Origin of the sequence: Paenibacillus sp. FSL R7-0210 (assembly GCF_038009085.1) — a bacterium.
In the GTDB taxonomy this organism is placed as follows: Bacteria; Bacillota; Bacilli; order Paenibacillales; family Paenibacillaceae; genus Paenibacillus_AQ; species Paenibacillus_AQ silagei.
This window is the reverse complement of record NZ_JBBPAR010000001.1, coordinates 111109-135488: the sequence shown is the minus strand read 5'-3', so window position 1 is coordinate 135488 and position 24380 is coordinate 111109. Positions and strand designations below refer to the sequence as shown.

Genomic DNA, 24380 nt, shown 5'->3' with positions numbered 1-24380 from the left:
AAAGAGGGTACATAACGTATCCCTCTTCTTCTCCAAACGTTTATTGTTCTGGTGTGTAATTCTTGATCTTCTTCAGATTGCTCTGCCACACTCCGGTCTTCCAGGCCAGCAGCCTGTCATAGCCCAGGTCCGATGCTTCCCTGTCTGCTGCCTTAAGCAGCTCCCGGAGCTCTTCATCACTTGCCGCAAAAATCATCCGGGGCACCACCTGCGCATATTGATCCCTCAGCCTTTGCAGAATAAGTCCCTCTTCCGAGGCAGGCGCCGGGTCAAGATTAGAGAATTCGGTGATGTTCATCGAAGTCTTGAACGTTATATTGGCTTGTCCAAGGGTCGTCCAGTCCCGGGCTCCGGCGGGCAGCAGCTTCTCACGCTGTGCTTTAGCAGCATCAATGTATGAAGTATTACCGTACCAGTTGAATTCTCCGATCTTCAGATCATCATACCATTTCAAGTCACGTCCAATATAGGAATCATTTGGGATGGGGACTCCATCCTCTACTTTATCATAAAACAATCCCTCCGGCCCGAAGAAAAGAATACGCTGCCCCTCAGGACTCGTCGCCCAGTTCATATAGGAGAAAATGGCCTCCGGGTCCCGGGCAGCGGTTGTAATGACATTGACATTCCAGCCCAGCGTATTGTACCCGGAGGAGTAGACCTTGCCGGGATCAACACCTTCGCGGTGCAACGGCCAGATGAGCTCATAGCCGTCCAGCGGGTCCTTAGCCGAGAGCTGATTATTCGCTTCCCGGCCGATCCCTTCCACGACAGCGTCATAAGCGCCGAATACGGCGATCCGGCCGCTTTTCAGCTTCTCCAGCACCTGATCCCGTGTCTCGGTCAACAGATCCGGAGAGGTCAGTCCCTGACGGACCAGCCGGGCCGCCAGCTGCAGCGTCTCCAGGAATGCCGGGTCCCGGTACACAGAAGTCAGCCGGATGCCGGAGGGCACACCGAAGATTTGGCCTGAACCGGGAGAGATGAAGCTTGGCATCCGGTTATCCGCCGCACCGCTGTACAGCATGCCGATCATCTGTATTTCCACGCCGTCCCGGGTCTCCCCGAAGTCGATCGGCACAATATCCGGGTATTTCCTCTGCACTTGCTGCAGATACGCTTCGAGATCATCCCATGTCGCAAGCTTAGGGGAGCCGAGCTCGCGGTATATTCTCTTCTCCACCAGGAAACCGGCGTTGCCGCTGCCGCCGCTGCCGTTAATATACCAGTTCGGAATCTGGTACAGCCTGCCGTCTTCACTGCGCAGCATGTTCAGCGTGTTCTCACCAACCGTCCGGGCGAATTCAGGATATTGCTCCAGATAAGAGTCCAGCGCCACCAGCTTGCCCGCCTTTTGCAGCCGTTCCACATCCTTGCCGCGATCCATAACCAGCACATCGGGAAGCTGATCGGAGACTATCATCGCATTCAGCTTCTGGGCGGCAGCACCGCTCGATGGTACCGGCAGAAGCTTCACCTTCAGATGATCGGTGATCCACCGGCTATGCGGCCCGGCCTCCCAGTCCGGCGCCGTATACCAGTCATAGTTCACAAAGACGGTGAACTGAACCGGCTTCACCTTGGCAGCCAGCTCCGAGAGGGGGACGGCTGAAGGATGGCCCGCAGGCAGCGTAGTTTCGGAGCGGCCGCTGTCCGAGCAGGCACTAAGACTGCTTAGAACCAGCAAGAACAGGAGTGCCGCTGACCTGGGCATTAATAGATTGACAGTTCCCATAAAGAATAGCCGTACTGGGTGCCGCGCTCCGTCCCGTTCACTTTCACATACCGCGCACTGACCGGGGTGAAGCTGACTTCGTCGAGTCCGCCATCCCCGGTTGTTGTGGAATAGGCTGTGGTCCAGTTCGTACCGTCTGCCGACGTCTCGATCGTGTAGGCTTTGGCGTACGCCCCCTCCCAGTTCAGCAGGACACGACTGAGCGTCTGGGCAGAGCCGAGATCCACCTGAATCCACTGCGGATCACTGAAATCCGATTCCCAGCGGGTGCCCTCGTTTCCATCCACAGCTCCGGCAGCGGGCTGCTTCGGATTCTCCGAAGCGGTAACCGCCCTGTTCAGCGCAAGGTTCACAAGCGGCGGTGTGCCGCCGGTAATCACCTGCTGCACCGAAGCATCGTTATATCCCGCTGCTGTTACTGCAATCGTATACGTCTTCCCTGTAGGGAACAGCGCGGTATTCAGTTTGATTTTACCGGCTTCCACGGTATAATTCGCTGCCGCTGCTGCCACTCCATCCACCCTCACCGCAGTGATTGCAGTTCTCCAGGCCGCATTCTCCGTGAACGTCAGCTCAATCGGCTGACCGACAGCATTCTGGGTGGTGTCGGCTGTCAGAGCAGGCGGAGCCAGCGGTGTCACGGCGCTGCCGCTGCCGTACACCTCCAGTTCCCACAAGGAATACCCGTACGGCGTGCCGCGTTCTGTGCCGTTTACTTTCACATACCGCGCGTTGACCGGGGTGAAGCTGACATCGTCAATGTCCCCGTCTCCAGTGGTTGTCGAATAGACCGTTGCCCAGTTCGCGCCATCTGCCGATGTCTCGACCGTGTAGGCTTTGGCATATGCCCCCTCCCAGTTCAGCAGGACACGGCTGACCGTCTGGGCAGAGCCAAGATCCACCTGAATCCACTGCGGATCACTGAAGTCCGATTCCCAGCGGGTGCCCGCATTTCCGTCTACAGCGCCGGCAGCGGGCTGCTTCGGATTCTCCGAAGCGGTAACCGCCTTATTGAGGGCAAGGTTCCCGGACGGCTGTGTTCCGCCGGTAATGACCTGCTGCACCGAAGTATCGGTATATCCGTCTGCTGTGACTGTAACCGTGTAAGTCTTCGCCGTGGGGAACAGCGCGGTGTTCAATGTGATTTTACCGGCTTCCACGGTATAATCCGCTGCTGCTGCTGAAGTTCCATCCACTTTTACCGCAGTAATTGCATTTCTCCAGGCTGCATTCTCCGTGAACGTCAGCTCAATCGGCTGGCCGGCAGCATTCTGGGTGGTGTCAGCTGTCAAGGCAGGCGGAGTAAGCAGCGTATCCGTGGTCACCTTCGTCGGGTCCACCTTCACCAGCTTCCCGGCCGGGACTATAGCCGAGCCTGTAACACCTCCGCTATTGCGGAACGTAACGGTAATCGCCGCATTGGTCGGATTCCAGACCAGCGCACGGTAGGCGGAACCTTTTTTATACACCGTTGCACTGTAGCCGTTCTCCGCCCAAATGTCCTTGGTGCGTGATCCAAGCGTGGCCATATTGTGCACGAACCAGTACGTGTTGAACAATTCGTTCTGTTGCGGCAATGCCGGATTCCATTTATTCAGCACAGCCTGCGGATCGCTCAGCGCCTGAATCGGCCAGACAATATGGTACCAGTCCGGTTCCGGCCCGCCGTTATCGGCTACGAAGCCGCTGTATAATCCAGCCGCCTTAGCCGTATCGAACCCGTAGCTGGTCAGATATTCTGCTGTAGGCAGCCAGTGAATGCCATAGACATACACCGGATTCCCGTTGAAAAAGGTGCCGAAGAAATTCGAGCTTCCGTAAATCTGCCCCACAGTTTTATGCGTATAGCCCGGCAGCCAGTTATCCTGGTCGTAGTTGAACCAGTATTGCTGTACCGCTCTAAGCTCCGTCGTGAAGCCCATAATGGAAGCATCGCGGAAGGCGGTGTTGCCAGTCAGTGTGCTCCACATATATTGGCCGACCCAGCCGAACAGCGATTCCCCTGCTGCTTCCTGGTTATTGCCGCTGTCATTGTCAGCATAACCCCCGGCCCATGAATGGCCTTCATACGGGTCGAAGTTGCGGAAGTACGGATACTTCGGGTCCGTCTTCGACGGATTGGCATAATCCCGGATCAGCTCATCGACCATCCCGCTGAATTTATTTCTGAAGTCGGTATCGTAGGTGGCAAGCACGGCAGATGCAAAGACATAATAGCCATACGTGAAATGATGGTCCGTGATGCCAGAGTTCGCACCGAACTCACTGTTTTTATAGATCAATGTACCCCAGTCGGAGTTGTAGTCGAAATAATAATCGGTTTCCCCCGAGGTGTACGTATACCAGTCTGTAAGCACCGTCTTCATGCGGGACAGGAACAGATTCTTGTAGCTCTCATTGCCGATCTGATCGGCGATCAGCACACCCATGGCCAGCGGGTGCAGCTTCTTGCCCTGCCAGTAAGCATCGGCCTGCATCAGATTAGTGGCGGTGTCCGTATCCAGCAACGCCAGATAATTCAGCAGATCCTGACGGGAATAGGTGGAATCGCCCGGCTCGGTGAACTGCGGCACAATGCCGTAGAATTTATCAGTAGTGGCGAACGAATTGCCCTCTGATACCTTCATCTTTCCGCGGATGGACGGGAAGGAGACAGCAGTCAACGGTGTTGTAGTAACCTTCCACTGGTGGGGAAGCTGTGCCATCAGCGTTGTATTCGGGAAGCCCGAACGCTTGAGTTCTGTCACCGCATTGAAGGTGGTCGTGACATCGGAGGTGGTCTCGTTGAAGGTATAGGCCACCTTCGTGTCCGTCACGAAGGCATAGCCGTGCTGGTAGAAATAATTCAGATTGGACGGTGCCGGAAGAGCCGACAGGGACAGGTAATTCTGGCCTCCTCCCAGCTGAATTTTGAGCTTGGCGCCCACCCGCTTGAAGGTTGTACCGGCCGGCGCATACAGCCCATAGTGTCTGGTCACCATTTCAGGCGTTGGCGCCCCGTTGGAATTGGTGACCGCAATGCCGATATGGTCTGCTGTAACGGTGGCGCCGTCTGCAGCGAGAATCGTATTATTGCTGCCGTCGAAGAAGCGGGCCCCGGCCGGCAGATACACTTCAGGACTGGACGGATCACTGAATTGCGAGTAGAGATAAGGCGAGCCTTTGACGAACGTTGTCTTCAGCTTCTCCGCAGCGCCATCGCTTAACACGGCCGTCGCCGACCAGTCGCCGTAACCGGTAATCCGGTTCGACATCCCCGAGGTATTAATATTGCCGGCCATCAGGTACAGGTCCGGGCTTCCCGCGGCTTCCTGCGCCTTGCCGTCGGCGCTTAAGTAGCCTGCACCCGGATTCAGAATGCTGAGGCCCTGCTTGGTATATTTCGATTTGAGCGGAAGCGTAATAATGCCGTTGCCGAGCTGATTAATCATGATCGACTGCCACCAGTCATTGGAAGGTAGCGGTGCAGTCAGTGCATCCGATTTATACTGCGGATATTTGGGCTGGGGCACCGAGAGGTCATTCGCAGCATGACTGCCTTGACCCACGGCCACTGTAGTCAGCTCCGGCAGGGCCGGAATGTTATAGACCGGCTTAGGATCGCCTGCCACATAATCATAGGCCTGGAATTCAAAGATCGAGTACCCGAAGGAGGTTGCTCTGCTGATCCCTTTCATCCGCAGATAGCGGCCGCTGGCATAGACGGGAAGATTAAGGGTGCCTCCGTCGCCGTGAAGCTCCCGGTAGATCGTAGTCCATGAGGTTCCGTTATTCGAGACCTGAATATCATAAATCCGGCCGGCGGCTGCCTCCCAGTTAAGGATCACCCGGCCCAGCGTACGTACGCTGCCAAAATCAACGCTCAGCCATTCATTATCGGTAGCGTTGGAGGACCAGCGTGTGTTCAGGTTGCCGTCCACCGCCAGTTCCGGCAGGGTAGAGCCGGGAGGGAGATAGTCGGCCACCTGATAGGATGAAGCCGTCGCAGGCTTGTTCAAGGCCACATTCGGCCCCAGAACCACCGGAGGAGGATTAACGCCGCCGGTGCCATATACCTCGAACTCATAGAGAGAGATACCGTATTGCGTCAGGTGCCGCTCCGTGGCAAATACCCGGACATAACGGCCGGTGCCGCTGAGCGTAAGCTCATCCACACCGCCATCTCCTGTAGTTGTGGAATAGATATCGCTCCAGTTCAATTCGTCAGCGGATACCTGGATTTTGTAGGCCTTGGCGTAAGCTCCTTCCCAGCGGAGCACCACGCGGTCTACGGCGGCAGTTGCCCCGAGGTCAACATAGATCCAGTTCGGGTCCGTCCCCCATGAGCTACTCCACCTTGAACCCGTATTGCCGTCCACCGCCAGATCCGGGGTATTATTGCCCTCTGTGCCAGAGGCATACGCCGGCCGGTCTTTGGAGAGCAGATAAGAGTCCGCAGCATGCGCCGGTCCTGGCGGAAGCGCCAGCACGAGACTCAGCAGCATGATGATGCTCAGACAAAGAGCGGTCCCATTGATCCCCTTTTTGCGTCTTACTGTTTTTGAATATCCCATTTCTTTAATCCTCCTCTTATAAGCGTTTTCATAGATTCAAGATAAGCGTACCCTTTACCGAAACCGGTTGCAATTATACAAATCAACGATTTTATGCAGAAAGTAAAGATTAACCTAATTATGCAGCAGCTCATAGTGTTCAGTCTACTATGTACATTTGGCCCGCACAGCGCCACCCAACGCAATGTAGTCGGTTTTTCGACTACATTTGATCCATGCGCCTCCACCATGCCCACTGTGGTCGGTTTTTCGACTACATTTGATCCATGCGCCTCCGTCACGCCCATTGTGATCGGTTTTTCGACTACATTTGATCCACGTGCCTCCTCCCTGCAAATGTAGTCGGTTTTTCGACTACATTTGATCCACACGCCTCCACCATGCCCACTGTGGTCGGTTTTTCGACTACATTTGATCCACACGCCTCATCCCTGCAAAATGTAGTCGGTTTTTCGATCACATTTGATCCACGTGCCCCCGTCACGCCCATCGTGTTCGGTTTTTCGACTACATTTCGCCCTCGCGCCCACGCAGCGCCCAATATGTTCGGTTTTCCGACTACATTTCGCCCACACACTCGCGCCCGCCCAATGTGTTCGGTTTTTCGACTACATTTAGCCCTCGTTGGCCTGCCATCCAGACGACTAGCGGGATGTCTGAAGATACCCTCCATTCCTAACCAGACCCAAAGAAGCCGGCCCACATGGGGCCGGCTTCTGTTCCGTTACCGTTCAAATCCATTTTAGATTGGCGGCTCCTCATCCTTCAGCGCCTCCAGAATCTGACCGGCCAGCTTCTCGCCGATGGACAGCACCTTGAAATCCTCTATGGAGGCTTCCTTGATCTTCTTAAGTGAGCCGAAATGCTTCAGCAGCAGCTTCCGGCGTTTGTCCCCGATGCCCGGAATCGAATCCAGCTTCGAGGTGACCATCGACTTGCCGCGCTGCTCCCGGTGGAACGTAATGGCGAAGCGGTGAACCTCATCCTGGATACGCTGCAGCAGGTAGAACTCCTGGCTGTCCCTGGCGAGCGAGACCGGCTCGGCGGAGTCGCCGACCAGCAGCTGGGCGGTTCTGTGCTTGTCATCCTTGACCAGACCGCAGACGGGAATGAATAACCCCAGCTCATTCTGCAGAATATCGATCGCCGAAGAGATCTGGCCCTTCCCTCCATCGACTACGATCAGATCCGGCTGCGGCAGATTCTCCTTCAGCACCCGTTCATAACGCCGCCGGATCACCTCGCGCATCGTCTCATAATCATCCGGCCCCTGTACGGTGCGGACCTTATACTTACGGTACTCCTTGCGGGCAGGCTTGCCGTCGATGAAGACCACCATGGCCGAGACCGGATTGGCCCCCTGGATATTCGAGTTATCGAACGCTTCGATCCGGTTCAGCGAGTCCAGCCCCAGGCTCTGCCCCAGACTGCTGGCCGCCCCGGAGGTGCGCTCCTCGTCCCGCTCGATCAGGCGGAACTTCTCATTCAGCGCGACCCGGCTGTTCTGGCAGGCCATGCCGATCATCTGCTTCTTCAGCCCGCGCTGCGGCACCAGCACTTTGATGCCCAGCCATTCCTGCAGGGCGGCGGCGCCTCCGGCCGCATCCACGGTTCCTTCGGCGGCTGCATCCTGCTCCGCCTGCTCCCGCGCCGCTTCCGCCGCTGCGCCCGGCCCTGCTGCCCTGGACGGATCAGCCGCAAGCACCTCACCAGCGTCCGCTCCGTGAGACACCTCTCCGGCCTCCGACTCATCCTCTGCGCCCAAGGCCGCCATCAGCGCCTGGCCGCTCGGCATTCCACCGGCTACCAGCCCGCTGCTTCCCTGGCCGGCAGCGCTGCCTGCTTCCGGCGGAACCATGCCGGCACTTGCCATATCCGGCAGCAGAATCTCCTGCGGCAGCGCGGGATTGTCGCTGTAATACTGCGTCACATAAGACATGAAGTCACTGTACGCCTCTCCGTAGAACGGGAAAGCCGACGAATGGCGCTGGATCATTTTCCCCTGCCGCATATACAGAATCTGCACACACATCCAGCCCTTGTCCACCGCATAGCCGAAGACGTCGCGGTCCTTGGTGTCGGCCGTATTGATCTTCTGCTTCTCCATCACGGCATCGATATGCTGAATCTGGTCGCGCAGCTCCTTGGCCCGCTCGAAATACAGCTCCTCCGCCGCCTCCTGCATCTTCTTCTGCAGATCCTTCTTCACCGCGTCATGCCCGCCTCCGAGGAACGAGGAGATGTTCTGGATAATCTCTTCGTAAGCGGACTTCGGCACTTCCTTCTCGCACGGCGCGAGGCACTGGCCCATGTGATAGTACAGGCAGACCTCCTTCGGCATCACCCCGCACTTGCGCAGCGGATACATCCGGTCGAGCAGCTTCTTGGTCTGCTGGGCGGCGTAGCTGTTCGGATACGGGCCGAAATATTTAGCTTTATCTTTCAACACCCGGCGGGTAACCTCCAGGCGCGGATGGGCTTCGTTCGTGATTTTTAGATAAGGAAAGGTCTTGTCATCCTTCAGCAGCACGTTGTAGCGCGGCATATGCTTCTTGATCAGATTGCACTCCAGAATGAGTGCTTCCATATTGCTCGATGTCACGATATATTCGAAATCAACAATATTGGCGACCAGCCGCTGCGTCTTCCCGTTGTGGCTGCCTGTAAAATAAGAGCGCACGCGGTTCTTCAGTACCTTGGCCTTGCCGACATAAATGATCGTACCCTCTTGATTCTTCATCAGATAGCAGCCGGGCAGATCAGGCAGCAGCGCAAGCTTGTTGCGGATATTATCCATATAATCCATAAGTTCTCCCCCACCTGTTACTACACGGTTATAAGGTAAGTTTAGAATAGAATGTACTACACATTCAAGCCTTAATATAGAACATCCGTTTCTATAGGACAGACAAAGCGCCTTCGGTAATCCGAAGGCGCTTTGTCTGAAGGGCCGCAAGGCCCAGGTTACAGCAGATTGTAACCCATTATTGATGCTTGGCTACGATATTCTTAAGGGAGTCCTTGGAGTTCAGTCCTACGACTTTGTCAACAGGCTGGCCGTCTTTGAAGAAGATCAGAGTAGGAATACTCATTACTCCAAAACGGGAAGCTGTCTCAGGATTCTCATCGACATTCAATTTAGCGATCTTCACATCGTCACCCAGCTCGGTGGACAATTCCTCGAGAATTGGGGCAAGCATTTTGCAAGGGCCGCACCAAGGTGCCCAGAAATCTACTACTACAGTACCTTGACCTTCCACTTCATTCACGAAGGATTGGTCAGACACGTTCACGATAGCCATGATATTGTTCCTCCTCAAAAAGTTTTGTTGAGCTTAAGCTGTACGAAATAACTTCCGCTTCTATAGCCTGAGCCAAGTCCGCAGAATTTACTCCGAGATCATAGCGGGATAAAATGCTTCATGTAATATGATAACCAGATTATCAATTACCGACACATCCACAGTATAACATAAATACAATGCATTTGTTATATATTTCGAGAAATTATATTGCATAAAATTAATTTGTCTTTTAACGGTTTAAACTTTGTCCCTGAGATTCAGCTTCATAGTCCACGAGGTACCGGCTGTCCCGGCATACTCGAAGCCGAGCTTGTTATATAACCGGACGGCCGCCTGATTCTCCGGATCAACACTGAGCGAAAGTGACGGGTATCCATCGGATACGGCTTGCTGTATGATGCCCTCCATTAGCCTGATTCCCAATCCCTGCTGCCTGTAGTCAGACCGAATAGCAACGCCTAATTCCGGGGTTGTGGTATCCACAAATCCGTAGCCCTGGTTCGTCTCGTCAAACAGCCTGTACCAGGCAGCACCTGCGGGCTGATTGTCCACCAGTGCGATTATCGCCCTGTCGCCTTGTCTCCCCCAATGTTCGTTGTACTTCGCAATCCCCGGGGAATTCAGCAACTCACTTCTGGGCGGCTTACCTTGTTCAATATGAATGGACTCATAATGCATATCCAGTAGAAAATCATACTCCTGCGGTTCCATAGGTCTTATATGTATCATAAAATCACCCTTCTATCTTTACATCTTCCCTGCATCTTCGTATACTTGAAGAAAGCGCATTAATTGTCAATGACTTCTCTCACATGTATAACTGTAACCCACTTCATGCAGTCATGCAACAGCAAGGAGGAAGAAGCGAATGGACGTCAATGTCAACGCACAGGTCCGTGACCCGCGGGAGCATATCAATGAGGAGCCCCGCAACGATCTCGGTGATCTGCTGGCCGGTTTCTTCGGAATGACCGGCTTCATGACCGTGGTCTTCTTTGGAATGGTAATCATCAAGTATTTGTCCGAATAGCTGCTTAGCTGCAGTGTCCGGTATTCTTTGCCCAGGTCAGGGCGGGATGCCGGATTTTTTTTGCGTTCATTTTGTGCTCCATCGAGATTCAGTAACAATAACATAAATTTACAATTTAATAAAAAGAAAACACATTTTTGTTTCACAGGAGCCATGTTACTCTGTATGCGAAAGCGCTCTTATACCCTATTTTGAGGAGGAAGGAAGAATGAAAAAGCTTGTCAGCCTTGCTGTCGCAGGCTTGTTGGCATCGGCGCTATATTCCCCGGTATCGTTCGCTGACAACCCTGTTGTACAGACCATCTACACGGCAGACCCGGCCCCGCTTGTATACAATGATACGGTCTACCTGTACACCGGACATGACGAAGACAACTCGACCTACTATACGATGAATGATTGGAGGGTCTATTCTTCCAAGGACATGGCGAACTGGACGGATCACGGGTCACCGCTATCTTATAAGGCGTTTAGCTGGTCGAGCGGAGAAGCTTGGGCCAGCCAGGTCATTGAGCGCAACGGCAAATTCTACTTTTATGTCACGGCAAAAAGCACTTCGCTCGGACGGCCCGCCATCGGCGTCGCCGTCTCCAGCAGCCCGACCGGCCCGTTCGTGGACGCTATCGGAGGGCCGCTCGTCTCCAGCAGCTGGGGCGACATCGATCCTACGGTATATGTAGACAGTGACGGCCAGGCCTATCTCTACTGGGGGAATCCGACACTGAAATATGTGAAGCTGAACCCGGATATGATCTCCTACAACCAGAGTACGGGTATTGTCCAGGTGCCTATGACCACAGACAGCTTCGGTGTGCGAAACGGCAATGCCGACAGACCGACCCTCTACGAAGAAGGACCCTGGTTCTACAAGCGCGGCAGCTTATACTACATGGTCTACGCCGCAAGCGGCATTCCAGAGAATATCGCCTATTCCACCAGCTCTTCGCCTACCGGCCCGTGGAAGTACAGAGGGGTCATTATGCCCACCCAGGGCGGGAGTTTCACGAATCACCCGGGCATCATCGACTTCAAAGGCCGCTCCTATTTCTTTTACCATAATGGTGCCTTGCCTGGAGGGGGTGGCTTCACCCGGTCAGTGGGGGTAGAGCAATTCACCTACAACGCGGACGGAAGCTTCCCGGTCATCAACATGACAACCGCCGGGCCGCAGCCCATCGCCACCCTTAACCCCTATGTCAGAACACAAGCCGAGACCAGTGCATGGGCGGCCGGGGTAGAGACCGAGACCACCTCAGATACGGACGGGGGAATGAATGTCGGCTTCATAGATCACGGCGATTATCTCAAAATCAAAAATGTGAACTTCGGCGCCGGAGCCGCAGCCTTCGAGGCCCGGGTAGCGTCAGCAGGCAGCGGCGGTAATATTGAGCTGCGGCTGGACAGTCCGGCAGGAACACTGGTCGGCACCTGTGCAGTGCAGAATACAGGGGGCTGGCAGAGCTGGGTGACCAAGACCTGCACGGTCAGTGGAGCAAGCGGGACTCATGACCTTTACCTGAAATTCACAGGCGGCAGCGGATACTTGTTCAATATCAACTGGTGGAAATTCAGCGCCAGCTAAATCTAAGCGCAGGCAAACAGGGGACCCCGGCCAGATGCTGGCGTGGTCCCCTGTTTTAAAATATAGAATTTATATGTTTCACCCGATAACTTATCCGAAGCCGTTTCCGCTTGTATTAATAAAAATTCAGTCTCTGGCCCTGCCACGCTGGTTCTCCCCATGCAGCGGAATCACCTCTACGAACGGGGCAATCCGGTCCATCAGCCGCTGACCCTTGTAGAGCTCTTCCCCGTCCTTGCTGGTGATGCTGAGATGCTTCTCCAGCCCGTCCAGCGGATAATTCGAGGTATAGAAGGTCGGCTTGCGGTTCATCCGGTAGTTCAGGATCGCTCCGAGCACATGGTCACGCGCCCAGGGATTGAGATTCTCGGCGCCGATGTCATCGAAGATGAGCAGATCACAATTCTTCATCGTATCGACCATTTCCTTCAGCTTCTGGTTGTCCATCATGATCAGCTTCAGTTCCTCGATGAAATCCGGCATATAGACAATCACGCCGCTGTAGCCCGAGATAGCCAGCTCATGGAGCAGATAGCACATCAGGAAGGTTTTGCCGGTCCCGAAGCTGCCCTGCAAATAGATCCCCCGCGAAGTCAGGCCCTCTGCCCGCACAGTTGCTATATAGTCAAATATCTTGTTCACGGCTGAGGCCCGCCGGGGGTCCTTGCCCATAATATCCATCTCATCATATCCGCCGTTCAGCACCCGCTCATCCACATAGAAGCTGCGAATCCGCTTGCGGACATTATCCTGATTATCCTGTGCAATCTTCAGCTTGCACGGTGTCTTGCGTTCGTACAGATCCGTTACACCATTAACCGTCTCTACCGTAAGCTTGCTGTAATGCCCCTGGAAATCATTCGGGCAAGCCGCCAGGCCGGGGCAGTTCTTGCAATGCCGGTCCTCTTCGACATACTGGTATAGCCGGCTCAAGTGCAGCCGCAGCCGGGACTCGTCCAGCTCGGGATGCTCCGCCTGAAGCTCCTTGACCAGGGGATGGTTCAGCAGGGTCTGCTCCAGGTCACGGGAGCGCTGGCGCAGAGCGGGGTTGTTCATCGAACGCAGCACTTCGCCCATGGACTCCATCGCTGCACCTCACTTTCTTCAGGGCGTTCTCAGAACGCCTTTTTTCTTGCTGGCCTTGATCTCGGCCGCTTTCTTCATCATCGCCGCGAATTCCTCTTCCGATACGGTTCCGGCGCTGCCGTCATCAAGCACAATCGGAATCTCCTGCTTGCCGGACCGCCCGCCGCTCTTCGTATACGAACGCTGGCGGGCTCCCGCGGTGCCTGTGCCGGAGGAGGCGGAAGCCGCCCCCTTGCCCTTCACCTTCGACTGGTCACGGATATAGCGCACGGCCTTCTCGTAAGTATTCACCTGCTTCACCAGCATATTGGAGGCAATCGCCTCCACGAAGTTGCGGTTCATCCGCTGATCGCCGCCGGAGGCCACCATCGTCATCAGATAATGGATCAGGACATTGATCACTTCGCCGCTGAGCTTATAGTTCAGATCAATCTTCTCGAAGATATCCATCAGCTGGCCCGGAACCGCCCCCGGGAAGAACGTCTGTAACAGCCGTGTATAAGGCTCGTTGCGCAGCATCATATTATATTGGTGAATGTCGCATTTGGACAGAAATTGCGGAGGCACTTCTACATAGAACTCCATTTCGACAGCCTGCTCCACCGGCACTGCGGAGGGATCACTCTCTTCCTCAGCGGCAGAGCGCAGCGACACTACCTTGGCGGCAGCAATCTCTCTTTTCTCCTGACGCTTCCTATCCTGACGGAAATGCTGGCTTGCCTTGTACTGCAGCGTATCCAGAATCACCTCTCCGTCCGGCGTGAAGACATCATCCTCATCCAGCAGACGGCATACATCCTGCGGGCCAAGCTCGTATTTGCGGGCCACATAATTAATGACACCCATCTGGTTATGGTCAAAACGCAGCTTCTCAACATGCGCACGGTTCACCGATTCACGCGGGAAGCGCAGGATAATATCGCTGTAGGCTATATTCGGCTCAACCGCCTGAGTGGTGCCGGGCTGACGCACGGAGGCTACCTCGGCCAGCGCCTGCTCCAGCTCATAGTCGATCACATGGGTATTCAGCTCAAAAATATCATAAAAGGGCAGTGAAATATTCTCTTTCCCGAGCGACCGCCCGCTCCATTCCTCCGGTTCCCGGTGCCAGAACTGCTCACGCAGCGACAGCACAGCGAACTTGCCGATCTTATCCCGGAGCAGCAGCGTCAGATGCTGGGTTGCAAAGAAATCAGCCGGCGACAGCGGCGGCATTAACTCGTATTCGTACATATAATCATCATTCTCCGCGGCATACAGCCGGCAGGTCTGCAGCAGTCCCACCGCCTCCAGCCGGGAAGCCTGGTCTACCATATATTTACGGCCCTTCTCGTTGGGTTCAACGCCCAGGGTCATAAAGAGCCTGCGCTGCTGCTCCACACCGGAGTAACCGATAGATTCAGCCGGAATATGCTCGAACAGCAATCTGTACAGGCTGATGGCGAACGCGCCTACCATTGGCTGATAGACTGAGCCCAGCATACGTCCATCCAGCTGGCTTAGACCGAATTCGCGGGACACGCAGTACCGGTGATGTTCAGTGAAATGATGCAGGTTGCTCATACGCATCTGCGGATACCTCCCCCTCTTCTATACGAATTCATATAGATTTCTATTCTATCACAAAACACCCGGCCGAAAATGTAAAATAAAGATGAATCCTTGGCTCTTCTGGAGGAAAAAGAAAAAAACGGCTCCCCCCATTACAGGAGATTAGCCGTTTCTTGTTGTACCGCACTTCAGGCAGCGCTTAGAACATCTTGTATCCGCCCAGCCGCAGCTTCTGAATGGTCCAGCCGCTCAGCACCGCTCCGGCAAGACCGGCTACCCCGGTAAGATAATCCACAATGTGGAAGGTAGAGAGGTGCTCCCATAAGGACATCGCGCTCCGGTCCCAGATGGAGTAGACCACCACCGGAAGAATGACAATGACGAACAGATAGGCAGGGAACCAGGTAGTCTTCATCAGCATGTTAAGAATGAAGCCAATGCCGAACATCATCACAAAGAATAAAACGGCCAGAACAAACACCGGAATAAAGCCCATCGTACCGCCATCCCCTCTCTCTATAAAGAACCGCACACCTAAGCTTATATAATAGTAAGTTTACTAGAAAAAATGTAGCGAAGCAATGAACATTATCGCGCTCAATACCGGAATTCGCGTGAATGGGGGCCTTGGCGTTTGCTCTCTGCCGCCCGCTGCGCTACAATGCAAATAGCACCCGACCTATGTTCATACATATTTAAGGTATGCGGACCAAGAAGATTTTACGCGAGGATATTCCACCGATAACCTATAAGGAGTGAACAACTTGAACGAAGCCGCTTTGACACTGGAAGGCTGGTATGCGCTGCATGACTTCCGCTCACTGAACTGGACAGCCTGGACGGCAGCCGATGACGAGGAACGGGCAGTGGCCCTGGAGGAGCTGCATGCCTTCATGCAGGAGTGGGGACCTGTCGAGGAAGCGAAGGAGGGCAGCACTGCTGTCTATTCCATCGTGGGCCAGAAGGCTGATTTCGTGATGATGTTTCTGAGAGAGAGTCTGGAGGCGCTGAATGCGCTGGAGACCGCTTTTAACAAAATCGCCTTTGCCCAATATACTACGAAGGCTTATTCCTATGTAAGCATCGTTGAGCTCAGCAACTACGCCGCAGGAGGAAATGCCGGTGACGGCAGCGATCCGATGCTGAACCCGCATGTCGCTGCCCGGCTGAAGCCTGTACTGCCGCAAATGAAGCATATCTGCTTCTACCCGATGAACAAGAAGCGTGAGCTTGCCGACAACTGGTACATGCTGGATATGGAGAAACGCCGGGAGCTGATGTATTCGCACGGCCTGATCGGACGCAGCTATGCCGGCAAGGTGAAGCAGATCATCACCGGCTCCGTCGGCTTCGATGACTGGGAGTGGGGCGTGACTCTGTTCGCCGAGGATGCCCTGCAGTTCAAGAAGCTCGTCTACGAGATGCGCTTCGATGAAGTCAGCGCCCGCTACGGAGAGTTCGGCCCCTTCTATGTCGGCAACCTGCTGAACGAAGAATCGTTCGAGGAGATGCTGAAGCTGTAACAGCATAAACGCAAATAGACCGCCACCTCAGCAGAGGTATGCGGTCTATTTCTTGACTACTTTTCCGAAAGCCGCCGCCCTTAAAAGCGGCTATTGCACCCGAGAGCCGTGTTGCAAGCACGGCTCTCTTTGCATTGTACGTCTTTTCTACTTCCACTTATGCCGAAGGTTCCTTATCGTCCTCTTCGTCTTCGTCTTCGTCCCCGTCACGCAGGCTCTCCAGGTATTCCGCTGTCGCCCGGTCACGCGCGCGTCCCTTATCCTTCAGGCGTTCGATGGCCGGAAGAATGAGAATATCGATTTCCTTCTGGATATTGTAGGCCAGATCATACCGCGTCTGATCCTCCAGATAAGAGCCTACCTCAATCAGAGCATTATAGCGGTCGAGCTCCTCGCGCGTCAGCAGTCCGCGTACTTGCACGCTGCAGTGGCGCATCTTAGAGGAATCTTCCTTTTTTGAGCACGAGCGGGATGCCGCCGATGATGAGCAGGTAGCGCATATCGACAACCTTCTTCAGCTGCGCTGCCTTCCAGCCTTTGTAGGTCTTCTCGCCGACTACGGCAATTCCCTGGCCCTTGCCAAGTGAAGCTACGGTTCCCTTGTTGCTGAAGGCGAATTTCTTCGGCTGCTGGCTGCGGATGGCCGCTACTAGATTATGCGCACAGCATTCTCCCTGCTGCATTGCAATCTGTGCCGTCGGCGGGTAAGGACGCCCTTCTGGATTAATCATGAGGGAGCCGTCACCAATGATGAAGATGTTCTCATGTCCCGGAGCCCGCAGATATTCGTCTACCTTCACCCGTCCGCGCATCGCTTCGAAGCCGGCAGCCTCGATCAGACGGTTCCCGCGGATACCGCCGGTCCATACAATGGTGGAAGCCTTGATCTCTTCACCCGTGGCCAGAATCACGCCGCCAGGCAGGCATTCCTTGATCGCTACGCCCATCTTGAAGGTTACCCCCTTCTTGGTGAGTACGGTCATGGCATGCTCAACCAGCTCAGGCGCGAACCCCGGCAGAGCCGTAGGCGCAGCTTCTATATTATAGATGTTGACCATGCTTGGATCGACATCAAATTCTTTGCATAGTGCAGGAATCCGGTCAGCCAGCTCCGCAACAAATTCAATCCCGCTGAAGCCCGCGCCGCCAATGACGAAGTTGATATGCTCCTGTGCATTATTCTCATTCTTATATTTGGCGAACTGGTACTGGATATGCTCCCGGATCAGCCGCACAGAGTTGATGCTGCGGATGGTCAGCGCATATTTGTCGAGTCCCGGAATCCCGAACGTTTCAGGCTCACCGCCAAGGGCAATCACTAGGTAATCATACGAGAGCGTTCCGTCCTCCAGAATAACCTTCTTCTGCTGGGTGCGGATCTCCTGCACCGAGGATTTGACAAGATCGATCTTGAACTCATCGATTAATTTGGAGATAGATACGCGTGTATGCTCGATGCTGTCCGTGCCCGCTGCAGGCATATGCAGATGGGTCGTGAAATAGTGATATTCATGGCGGTTAACCAGGGTTACATCGGCTTCATTATAATTCAAAGCTTTCTGCAGCCGCTGGGCGGTCAAAATCCCTCCATACCCCGCGCCTAGAATAACGATTTTGGGAATACTGCTCATGTTCCGGCTCCTTCCAACAGGTGAATCTGTCTATGTGTTATTTTTTGTAAAAAAATCAGGTTTCTTTTGTGAATTTATACACTTAAATTCAGAAGAATTTCCAATAAAACTTAAAGGATTTCTAAAATAACCATATCCATTGTAAACCTTAGTATCGTTTTAATCAAATATAATCATACAACAAAATGTCACACTTTTTCTTTGAAATCAAGGCCTTTGCAGGCAGGTGAGACTATGTTTATAATGAGTAGGTACGCTTGTATGGCAAATTGAAACTATCAACTCGGAGGTGTAATATTACGTGACATTAGAGCAAACCGTTCCTATGAGCGATCTGCTGATTATAGGCGGAGGACCAGCCGGTATGTTTGCCGCTTTTTACGGCGGTATGCGCCAGGCTTCAGTAACCCTTATTGAGAGTATGCCCCAACTCGGAGGGCAGCTTGCTGCTCTGTATCCTGAGAAATATATTTACGATGTCGCCGGCTTTCCCAAAATTACCGCACAGGAGCTGGTGGATAACCTGTCCCGACAGATGGAGCTGTTCCAGTCCGATATCCGTCTGGAGGAGAAGGTCGTATCGGTTGTGAAGCAGGGTGAGCGCCATTTCACCGTCACCACCGACAAGGCTGAATATCACAGCAAAGCCATTATCATCACGGCAGGCGTAGGCGCATTTGAGCCGCGGCGTCTGGAGGTACCGGATGCACAGCGCTTCGAGAAAGCCAACCTGCATTATTTCGTAAATGATCTGAATGCTTATAAGGATAAAAAGGTGCTGATCAGCGGCGGCGGCGATTCCGCTGTGGACTGGGCGCTGATGCTGGAGCCGATCGCTGAACAGGTAACCCTGATTCACCGCCGCGATAAATTCCGGGCGCATGAGCATAGTGTAGAGAATCTGATGGCCTCTAAGGTAAATGTGATTACGCCGTCCGAGATCACTGAGCTTCACGGTGAAGAATTCATTACCAAGGTCACCTTGTCCCATATCAAGACCAAGGAAACTCAAGAAATCGAAGTAGACAGCGTTATTGTCAATTTCGGCTTTATCTCCTCTCTGGGCCCGATTGCCGAGTGGGGAATCGACATTGAGGGCAACTCCATTGTAGTTGACTCCCGCATGGAGACCAGCATTCCGGGAATCTTCGCCGCTGGCGATATCACGACTTATCCGGGCAAGCTGAAGCTGATCGCTGTAGGATTCGGAGAAGCGCCAACAGCAGTCAATAACGCCAAGGTGTATATTGATCCGGATGCGAAGCTGTCTCCGGGACACAGCAGTAATCTTAAGCTCTAGGTTGTCTATAACCTTATAGCCATAATAAAAGGGTATCCTTTCAGGTTGATTCCACCTCAACTTGAAAAGATACCCTATTCCTTGATGCTTGCGGTTTAAAGAAGTCCAATGCTGCAGGATGTGCTCTGATCTTTAATGCAGAACCGCATGGTCTGGAGAGTGTAAGTTCCGTTTGCGAATTTCAGCGAGAAGCAGGGCGATGAAATCATGCTCCAAATGCAGCTCTATCGCTCTGTGATAAGAGTCAAGCAGCATCTCATCCGACAATTCAACCATAACGTTCACCTACCTTTCCTTTATTTGGATCTGAATCTATCATAGCAAACTATCATTTTTCGAACAAGCGTTCTCATTATCCACAAGCTGCTGTGGAAATCCTGTGTATAATATGTGAGTAAGGGTTATAATGTCAGCAATTGCGCAGTGGACTATGGGGATAACAGTTATGCACAGGGCTGAAACCTGACATCTCCACACAAAAACTTTTTTAGAATGTTCATAATTGGCTGGGATATTTCTTGTTTTATTACCTCTGAATCTAAACAACTAAACGCAATATTATCCTATTACTGTATTTATCGTCAAATATAAAAATTTTATTAATCATTTAGGTCTTGTATTTACTTCCAGAATCCAAATCTTCCCCCGATGATCTACAGCATAGTCGAAGCCCAGTTCACCGATCCCCGGAAAATGCCGCTCCAGCAGCTCGGTACAGATTAGGGTCAGCCTGCGCATTTCCGCCTTTTTGGATGAGGTCCCCACTCTTGGCAATGATCTTCGCAGTCCCTGGCGGCAGCTGAGCATCGTACCTCCTTTGCAGAGATTCGTAACGAACAATCCCGGCCGGGCTACTCTCCCTACCATAGATCGGAACTCCCAGTGCTCGCCGTTCTTCACTACTTTGACCCGGTAATCAATCGGACGCCCGGAGATCCGTGCAAGGGAAATGCCCTGCTGGATCAAATATTTCCGTTTCACCTTGAATCTGTCCAGTGCCTGGCGCATGGAAGTAAAGTCTCCATAGATACGTGTGCTCTGCATATACGTGAAGCCATACCCCCTATGATCCCGGAACACCTTGATGACACCATATCCTCCTCCGCCTACAACCGGCTTGATGACAACATTGCCGTATCTTCCAAGCATCGCGGACAATCCGGCAGCACTATATTCCCGCGTTCTCGGAATGTAACCGGCAACCCGTGAATCGCTAAGCAGCGCCGCCGTCTTCAGCAGCTTGCTTGCCAGTTCTCTCCCCGCCATTATTTGCCCTCTCCTTTCGCATTCCCAGCCTACCCTATAGATTACTCACGAAAGGCCGTGCCCTCCTGTATGATTGTCCGTGGTATAGCAGGCCACAGCAAAAAAGGGCATATGGCTGCGGGGCCTTATGTCCCTGATTCATTTGACTGGAAAATCATTAAAATTCGTTGTATTATTGCCTGAAAGGGAGGGTTTCCTAATGGCTGAGTTTTTTGAAATCCTGTATTGGTTTGCGATGATCGGCATGTCTGTTGTACTGGCAGGAACGACAATACTCGTCTGTGCGCTTGGCTTCAAATTCATCAAGGACCGGCGCAGAGTGCTCGGTGCCGGCTGCATCGCCTTTTCCCTGGGGGCCTCCGCCCTGATCGTGTTCATGATTAACCTGAAATTTATTATCCCCGCCTGAAGCTCGTTCCCGGCAGCAGTGACCCAGGATGCGGATTGCGCGTTCCCCTGCCGTCATTGCTGCCTTCGGGCGGAACTCTTAAGCGTCCATTCTTACATGAATCATAGATTCGCTCCGTTACCTTATTCTATGAAAACTGCGTCAGGCTGGCCTGTGCGGACAGACTGCTTCATTCGCTGAGCAGGTTCCGGCCTATTCCCCACTTTTCCGTTCCCTCCTCTCCTGCAAGACACTCCAATCTTTGAAATTTCCGTTCAGACAACAACTTTTTCACTTTATATCCGTAATATGTATGTGCAATAAATTGGAAGACCTACTATTTTGAAAAAGGAGATTCTATCGTGTCGAAACCTGTGTACGGAAAACAGGCGGCTTCTGTCAAAGCTACGGACAAGCTTTCAGGGGCAGCTTGGATGATTTGCGCTGCGTTCCTGCTGTTTTTTGGCTGGGCCGCTTTTCAGATCGGATTGTTCAACGGAATGAGGGCGGAGTTCGAGAAGCCTATCTATGTAGCTGCATTGGTGAGCGGGCTTCTGATGCTGGCCTCTGCGATCCTGTATCTCAGAACCTTCAAGCTGGAGAGTCAGCGTGACCTGCTCACTGCAGCGGCCATTCTGCTTCCCGTAACCTATGCCCTGTCGCTATTCGGCGCAGCTTCCCGGTACTCGGCGATGAACATGCTGTTCACCCAGTTCACCTATGCCGAAGTCTTCATCATCAGCATCCTTCTGCTCCGGCACAAGCGGCTCAATTCCGCCGTCCAGCATGGCGTGCTTACCCTCGCTTACCTGATCGTAGGCTTTGGACTGCTCAACTGGCTCGGAAGCTGGAAGCTGGCTGGAAGCCTGGTGGGCTGGTTCTCAGAGACCGTAATTAACGGCAGGTATAACGATGCAGTTATGACTGATTCGAACGGCCTGCGCCTGACTTCCATTTTTCAGTATGCCAATACATATGCAGCCTTCCTGATGGCGTTTCTGTTCGTGGCCGTCTTCGCGCTGATCCGCTCCCGCAAATGGGCCGGACAGCTGCTGCACGGCTTCATGCTGGTGCCAATCATCGTCTCGCTGCTGCTTACCTTATCCCGGGGCGGACTGGTGCTGCTGCCAGTGGTGTTCATCCTCCTGCTGCTCTTCTTGAAGCCTGTGCAGCAGATTCTGTGGATTGTCCATCTCGCCATTGCCGGCCTATTCTCTCTGCTGATTACCAGCCCGTTCACACGGCTGGGCCTGGAGCTGAATACGGAGTTCACCTCGTCCTCTGCCCTTAAAGGCTGGGGCTATCTGCTGGGAGCATCTGCCTGTGCAGGCGTGCTCTGTCTGGTGGTTCAGCGTTACCTGGCACCTTATCTGAGCCGCAAGCTTGACAGACTAGAATCACGCCGCATGAGCGGATTGTGGATTCCAGCCGTCTCTGTGGCTGGCGTCGCGATCATCGCCTTCCTGTTCATCGGCACCAGCGCGCGTAATATTCTCCCGGCGAATATCGGAACACGGCTGGAGAATATCAACTTCAGGCAGCACAGTGTCCTGGAGCGTTTTACCTTTTACGAGGATGCCATGAAGGTCGTCAAGGATTACCCGGTACTGGGCGCGGGCGGCGGCGGCTGGGCTACACTCTATGAGCATTATCAGAACAACCCTTATCTGAGCCGCCAGGCGCATAACTTTTTCCTGCAATATCTGATTGAAGTCGGCATTGTCGGCTTTCTGGTGTTCATGGGCTTCATCCTGTTTATCTTCTACAAATTCAGCAGACAGTACCTGAGACGGGAGACCGATGACTATAACAACGGATTCTTCTATCTCATTATCGCCTTGTCCATTCTCGTTCACAGCCTGCTGGATTTCAACCTCAGTTATGCGTTCATGGGTATGCTCGTCTTCCTCTCTCTGGGGGGAATGGCTGTGGCCATGGAGAGCAAGCCGCTCCGCTTTACGTGGAACAAGCTGTGGATCAGAGCTGGCTATTTCACAGTACTCGGAGTCGGCACAGGCTACCTGCTCTTCCTGTCTCTGGGGTACATCCGGTCAAGCTCTGAGGCTTATGCCGCCAAGAAGCTGATCCAAGTGAGCCAGTCCTATGAGGAGATCAAGGCTCCTTTGGTAAAAGCACTCAACATCCGCCCCTACCACCCCGAATCCGCTATGTACTTGTCCTTGCTGGATCAGAAGGTGTATGAGCAGACCAAGAACGAGCAGTTCCTGGACGAGGCCTATGCGGTATTGACCCGTGCGCTGAAGGATGAGCCGTCCAACAAAGAGCTGCTGACCCAGCTCGCCAGCTACTATGACCAGAAGGGCGAGAGCGATGCGGCCTATCATGTCTATCTGGACAACGCGGACAGGTTCATGTGGGATATCAACTGGTATGCCGGGCTGGTCAGCCGGGCTTCCCTCCTGGGACAGCAAGCTTACTCCAAGCAGGATGAAGCCGGGCAACAGACGTATTTCGCTTCCGCGCTCTCCGCGTACAGACATGTAACGGACGGCATTGCGCATTTAAAAAGCCTCCCTCCCGAGCAGCTTCAGGGCCGTGAATTCTTCGTCACACCTACAATTGGCCTAAGCGCAGGGAGAGTACAATTCCTGTCCGGGGACAAGGACGCGGCTGCCGCGGCTGTGAAGCAGGGCTTCACGGGCGGATACGAGGATCTGACCGACAGCGAAAGCCTGTGGACGACCGCCTGGTACAGCGGAGTGATTGCCCGGTCGCAGGAGCTGGGAGCCGCAGCCCTGAAGCGGTCGCAGGAAGCGGCGGCCGAGGGCAAGCTGGAGATCAAGGACCAAGAGACACTTAACAAGCAGCGGTATTTCAAAACCGGCTTGGATGCTTATACTTACGCCGCCGCAGATCAGGATGCACAGCAGCAGGGCGTTAGCGTCACGCCGGAACTGCTGCTGAACACCGCGAAGATCCAGTACATGTCGCAGGACATGCAGGCCGCAGAAGCCACACTGAGGCAAGGTCTCAGTGAGGACTACAGCAACCCTGTCAACCGTGAGCTTGCCCGGTGGCTGCTGGCCGTTCAACAGAGACTGCAAAGCGCCCAGGATCAGGCGGTCTATCAGAAGCTGATCGCTGCTGATCCGGAAGAAGCGGCGAGGATTAATGAAGTGGCGGGAATGCCGCTGTAACCGCCAATCAAATAACAGTAAAGAGCGCCTGCCTGAACGGCTGGGCGCTCTTTACTGTCTGCGGGGGCAGTGCCTCCATTTCATGGCTATTGCCCCCGTTTTTTTTGCTGGATTTTTTCTGTTTTTGGTTCTGTTGTATTTCCTACAATAGATACCTCTGAAATTCACCCAAAAAGACAATCTATTGGTCGAGTAGGCGGGGCCTTTCCTTCGTGGATTGTGCCCCTACCCCTCACAGATCCGTACGTGCGCAATTTACGCATACGGCTCTT

18 protein-coding genes are annotated in these 24380 nt (G+C 53.7%); 6 read left to right on the top strand and 12 right to left on the bottom strand.

Annotation, left to right across the window (positions count from 1 at the left end):
* Window positions 1–40 precede the first annotated feature (40 nt).
* From MKY64_RS00650 to MKY64_RS00630, 5 genes are all read right to left on the bottom strand, one after another.
* The gene (locus MKY64_RS00650; RefSeq protein WP_340950440.1) at window positions 41–1714 is read right to left on the bottom strand and encodes an extracellular solute-binding protein; all 1674 of its coding nucleotides are present in this window, start codon (window positions 1712–1714) and stop codon (window positions 41–43) included.
* The gene (locus tag MKY64_RS00645) at window positions 1714–6288 is read right to left on the bottom strand and encodes a galactose-binding domain-containing protein (RefSeq protein ID WP_340950438.1); all 4575 of its coding nucleotides are present in this window, start codon (window positions 6286–6288) and stop codon (window positions 1714–1716) included. The genes MKY64_RS00650 and MKY64_RS00645 overlap by 1 nt, the downstream gene beginning before the upstream one ends.
* Before the next feature lie 742 nt (window positions 6289–7030).
* The gene (uvrC, locus tag MKY64_RS00640; protein WP_340950437.1) at window positions 7031–9094 is read right to left on the bottom strand and encodes an excinuclease ABC subunit UvrC; all 2064 of its coding nucleotides are present in this window, start codon (window positions 9092–9094) and stop codon (window positions 7031–7033) included.
* Between the two features lie 178 nt (window positions 9095–9272).
* Window positions 9273–9590, bottom strand: coding sequence for a thioredoxin (gene trxA / locus MKY64_RS00635; RefSeq protein ID WP_036701616.1), 318 nt, complete (start codon window positions 9588–9590; stop codon window positions 9273–9275).
* A gap of 240 nt (window positions 9591–9830) precedes the next feature.
* The gene (locus MKY64_RS00630; RefSeq protein WP_340950435.1) at window positions 9831–10322 is read right to left on the bottom strand and encodes a GNAT family N-acetyltransferase; all 492 of its coding nucleotides are present in this window, start codon (window positions 10320–10322) and stop codon (window positions 9831–9833) included.
* Between the two features lie 139 nt (window positions 10323–10461).
* On the opposite strand from MKY64_RS00630, the gene MKY64_RS00625 reads away from it, so the two are divergent.
* Both MKY64_RS00625 and MKY64_RS00620 read left to right on the top strand, forming a co-directional pair.
* A complete protein-coding gene (locus tag MKY64_RS00625) occupies window positions 10462–10623 on the top strand; it encodes a YqzM family protein (protein ID WP_155991192.1) in 162 nt (53 codons plus the stop codon).
* A gap of 208 nt (window positions 10624–10831) precedes the next feature.
* Window positions 10832–12205: a glycoside hydrolase family 43 protein gene (locus MKY64_RS00620; protein WP_036721951.1), complete on the top strand. Its 1374-nt coding sequence runs from the start codon at window positions 10832–10834 to the stop codon at window positions 12203–12205.
* 126 nt (window positions 12206–12331) lie between these two features.
* Here MKY64_RS00620 and dnaI read toward each other — a convergent pair whose 3' ends face one another.
* The 3 genes from dnaI to MKY64_RS00605 form a co-directional block, all read right to left on the bottom strand.
* Window positions 12332–13291 (bottom strand): primosomal protein DnaI, encoded by a 960-nt coding sequence (gene dnaI / locus MKY64_RS00615; protein ID WP_340950433.1) that lies wholly within the window; start codon window positions 13289–13291, stop codon window positions 12332–12334.
* A gap of 18 nt (window positions 13292–13309) precedes the next feature.
* Window positions 13310–14860, bottom strand: coding sequence for a DnaD domain protein (locus MKY64_RS00610; protein ID WP_076081645.1), 1551 nt, complete (start codon window positions 14858–14860; stop codon window positions 13310–13312).
* A 181-nt stretch (window positions 14861–15041) separates the two neighbouring features.
* Window positions 15042–15338 (bottom strand): YuiB family protein, encoded by a 297-nt coding sequence (locus tag MKY64_RS00605; protein WP_036721959.1) that lies wholly within the window; start codon window positions 15336–15338, stop codon window positions 15042–15044.
* Between the two features lie 268 nt (window positions 15339–15606).
* Between MKY64_RS00605 and hemQ the strand changes: the two genes are divergently transcribed.
* On the top strand, window positions 15607–16365 hold the full coding sequence (gene hemQ, locus MKY64_RS00600) for a hydrogen peroxide-dependent heme synthase (RefSeq protein WP_340950431.1): 759 nt from the start codon (window positions 15607–15609) through the stop codon (window positions 16363–16365).
* A gap of 157 nt (window positions 16366–16522) precedes the next feature.
* Here hemQ and MKY64_RS00595 read toward each other — a convergent pair whose 3' ends face one another.
* A complete protein-coding gene (locus MKY64_RS00595; RefSeq protein ID WP_209875925.1) occupies window positions 16523–16801 on the bottom strand; it encodes a hypothetical protein in 279 nt (92 codons plus the stop codon).
* A gap of 1 nt (window position 16802) precedes the next feature.
* Window positions 16803–17996, bottom strand: coding sequence for an NAD(P)/FAD-dependent oxidoreductase (locus tag MKY64_RS00590; protein ID WP_036701637.1), 1194 nt, complete (start codon window positions 17994–17996; stop codon window positions 16803–16805).
* A 325-nt stretch (window positions 17997–18321) separates the two neighbouring features.
* Here MKY64_RS00590 and MKY64_RS00585 point away from each other — a divergent pair, with 325 nt between their 5' ends.
* Window positions 18322–19296, top strand: coding sequence for an NAD(P)/FAD-dependent oxidoreductase (locus tag MKY64_RS00585; RefSeq protein ID WP_340957991.1), 975 nt, complete (start codon window positions 18322–18324; stop codon window positions 19294–19296).
* Window positions 19297–19428: 132 nt separating this feature from the next.
* Here the strand turns inward: MKY64_RS00585 and MKY64_RS00580 are convergent, their stop codons facing one another.
* Together MKY64_RS00580 and MKY64_RS00575 are read right to left on the bottom strand one after the other, a co-directional pair.
* Window positions 19429–19572: a sporulation histidine kinase inhibitor Sda gene (locus tag MKY64_RS00580; RefSeq protein WP_036721967.1), complete on the bottom strand. Its 144-nt coding sequence runs from the start codon at window positions 19570–19572 to the stop codon at window positions 19429–19431.
* Between the two features lie 327 nt (window positions 19573–19899).
* The gene (locus tag MKY64_RS00575) at window positions 19900–20562 is read right to left on the bottom strand and encodes a YheC/YheD family protein (protein WP_036721970.1); all 663 of its coding nucleotides are present in this window, start codon (window positions 20560–20562) and stop codon (window positions 19900–19902) included.
* 199 nt (window positions 20563–20761) lie between these two features.
* Here MKY64_RS00575 and MKY64_RS00570 point away from each other — a divergent pair, with 199 nt between their 5' ends.
* Both MKY64_RS00570 and MKY64_RS00565 read left to right on the top strand, forming a co-directional pair.
* The gene (locus tag MKY64_RS00570; RefSeq protein WP_036701644.1) at window positions 20762–20971 is read left to right on the top strand and encodes a hypothetical protein; all 210 of its coding nucleotides are present in this window, start codon (window positions 20762–20764) and stop codon (window positions 20969–20971) included.
* 341 nt (window positions 20972–21312) lie between these two features.
* The gene (locus MKY64_RS00565; protein WP_340950428.1) at window positions 21313–24108 is read left to right on the top strand and encodes an O-antigen ligase family protein; all 2796 of its coding nucleotides are present in this window, start codon (window positions 21313–21315) and stop codon (window positions 24106–24108) included.
* Window positions 24109–24380: the final 272 nt, after the last annotated feature.

Coding starts and splice junctions, on each gene's coding strand:
- MKY64_RS00585 (WP_340957991.1), top strand. CDS start 18,322: ATGAGCGATCTGCTGATTATAGGCGGAGGACCAGCCGGTATGTTTGCC.
- MKY64_RS00575 (WP_036721970.1), bottom strand. CDS start 20,562: ATGGCGGGGAGAGAACTGGCAAGCAAGCTGCTGAAGACGGCGGCGCTG.
- MKY64_RS00625 (WP_155991192.1), top strand. CDS start 10,462: ATGGACGTCAATGTCAACGCACAGGTCCGTGACCCGCGGGAGCATATC.
- MKY64_RS00580 (WP_036721967.1), bottom strand. CDS start 19,572: ATGGTTGAATTGTCGGATGAGATGCTGCTTGACTCTTATCACAGAGCG.
- MKY64_RS00610 (WP_076081645.1), bottom strand. CDS start 14,860: ATGCGTATGAGCAACCTGCATCATTTCACTGAACATCACCGGTACTGC.
- uvrC (WP_340950437.1), bottom strand. CDS start 9,094: ATGGATTATATGGATAATATCCGCAACAAGCTTGCGCTGCTGCCTGAT.
- MKY64_RS00605 (WP_036721959.1), bottom strand. CDS start 15,338: ATGGGCTTTATTCCGGTGTTTGTTCTGGCCGTTTTATTCTTTGTGATG.
- MKY64_RS00590 (WP_036701637.1), bottom strand. CDS start 17,996: ATGAGCAGTATTCCCAAAATCGTTATTCTAGGCGCGGGGTATGGAGGG.
- MKY64_RS00570 (WP_036701644.1), top strand. CDS start 20,762: ATGGCTGAGTTTTTTGAAATCCTGTATTGGTTTGCGATGATCGGCATG.
- MKY64_RS00620 (WP_036721951.1), top strand. CDS start 10,832: ATGAAAAAGCTTGTCAGCCTTGCTGTCGCAGGCTTGTTGGCATCGGCG.
- dnaI (WP_340950433.1), bottom strand. CDS start 13,291: ATGGAGTCCATGGGCGAAGTGCTGCGTTCGATGAACAACCCCGCTCTG.
- MKY64_RS00645 (WP_340950438.1), bottom strand. CDS start 6,288: ATGGGATATTCAAAAACAGTAAGACGCAAAAAGGGGATCAATGGGACC.
- MKY64_RS00650 (WP_340950440.1), bottom strand. CDS start 1,714: ATGCCCAGGTCAGCGGCACTCCTGTTCTTGCTGGTTCTAAGCAGTCTT.
- trxA (WP_036701616.1), bottom strand. CDS start 9,590: ATGGCTATCGTGAACGTGTCTGACCAATCCTTCGTGAATGAAGTGGAA.
- MKY64_RS00595 (WP_209875925.1), bottom strand. CDS start 16,801: ATGCGCCACTGCAGCGTGCAAGTACGCGGACTGCTGACGCGCGAGGAG.
- MKY64_RS00630 (WP_340950435.1), bottom strand. CDS start 10,322: ATGATACATATAAGACCTATGGAACCGCAGGAGTATGATTTTCTACTG.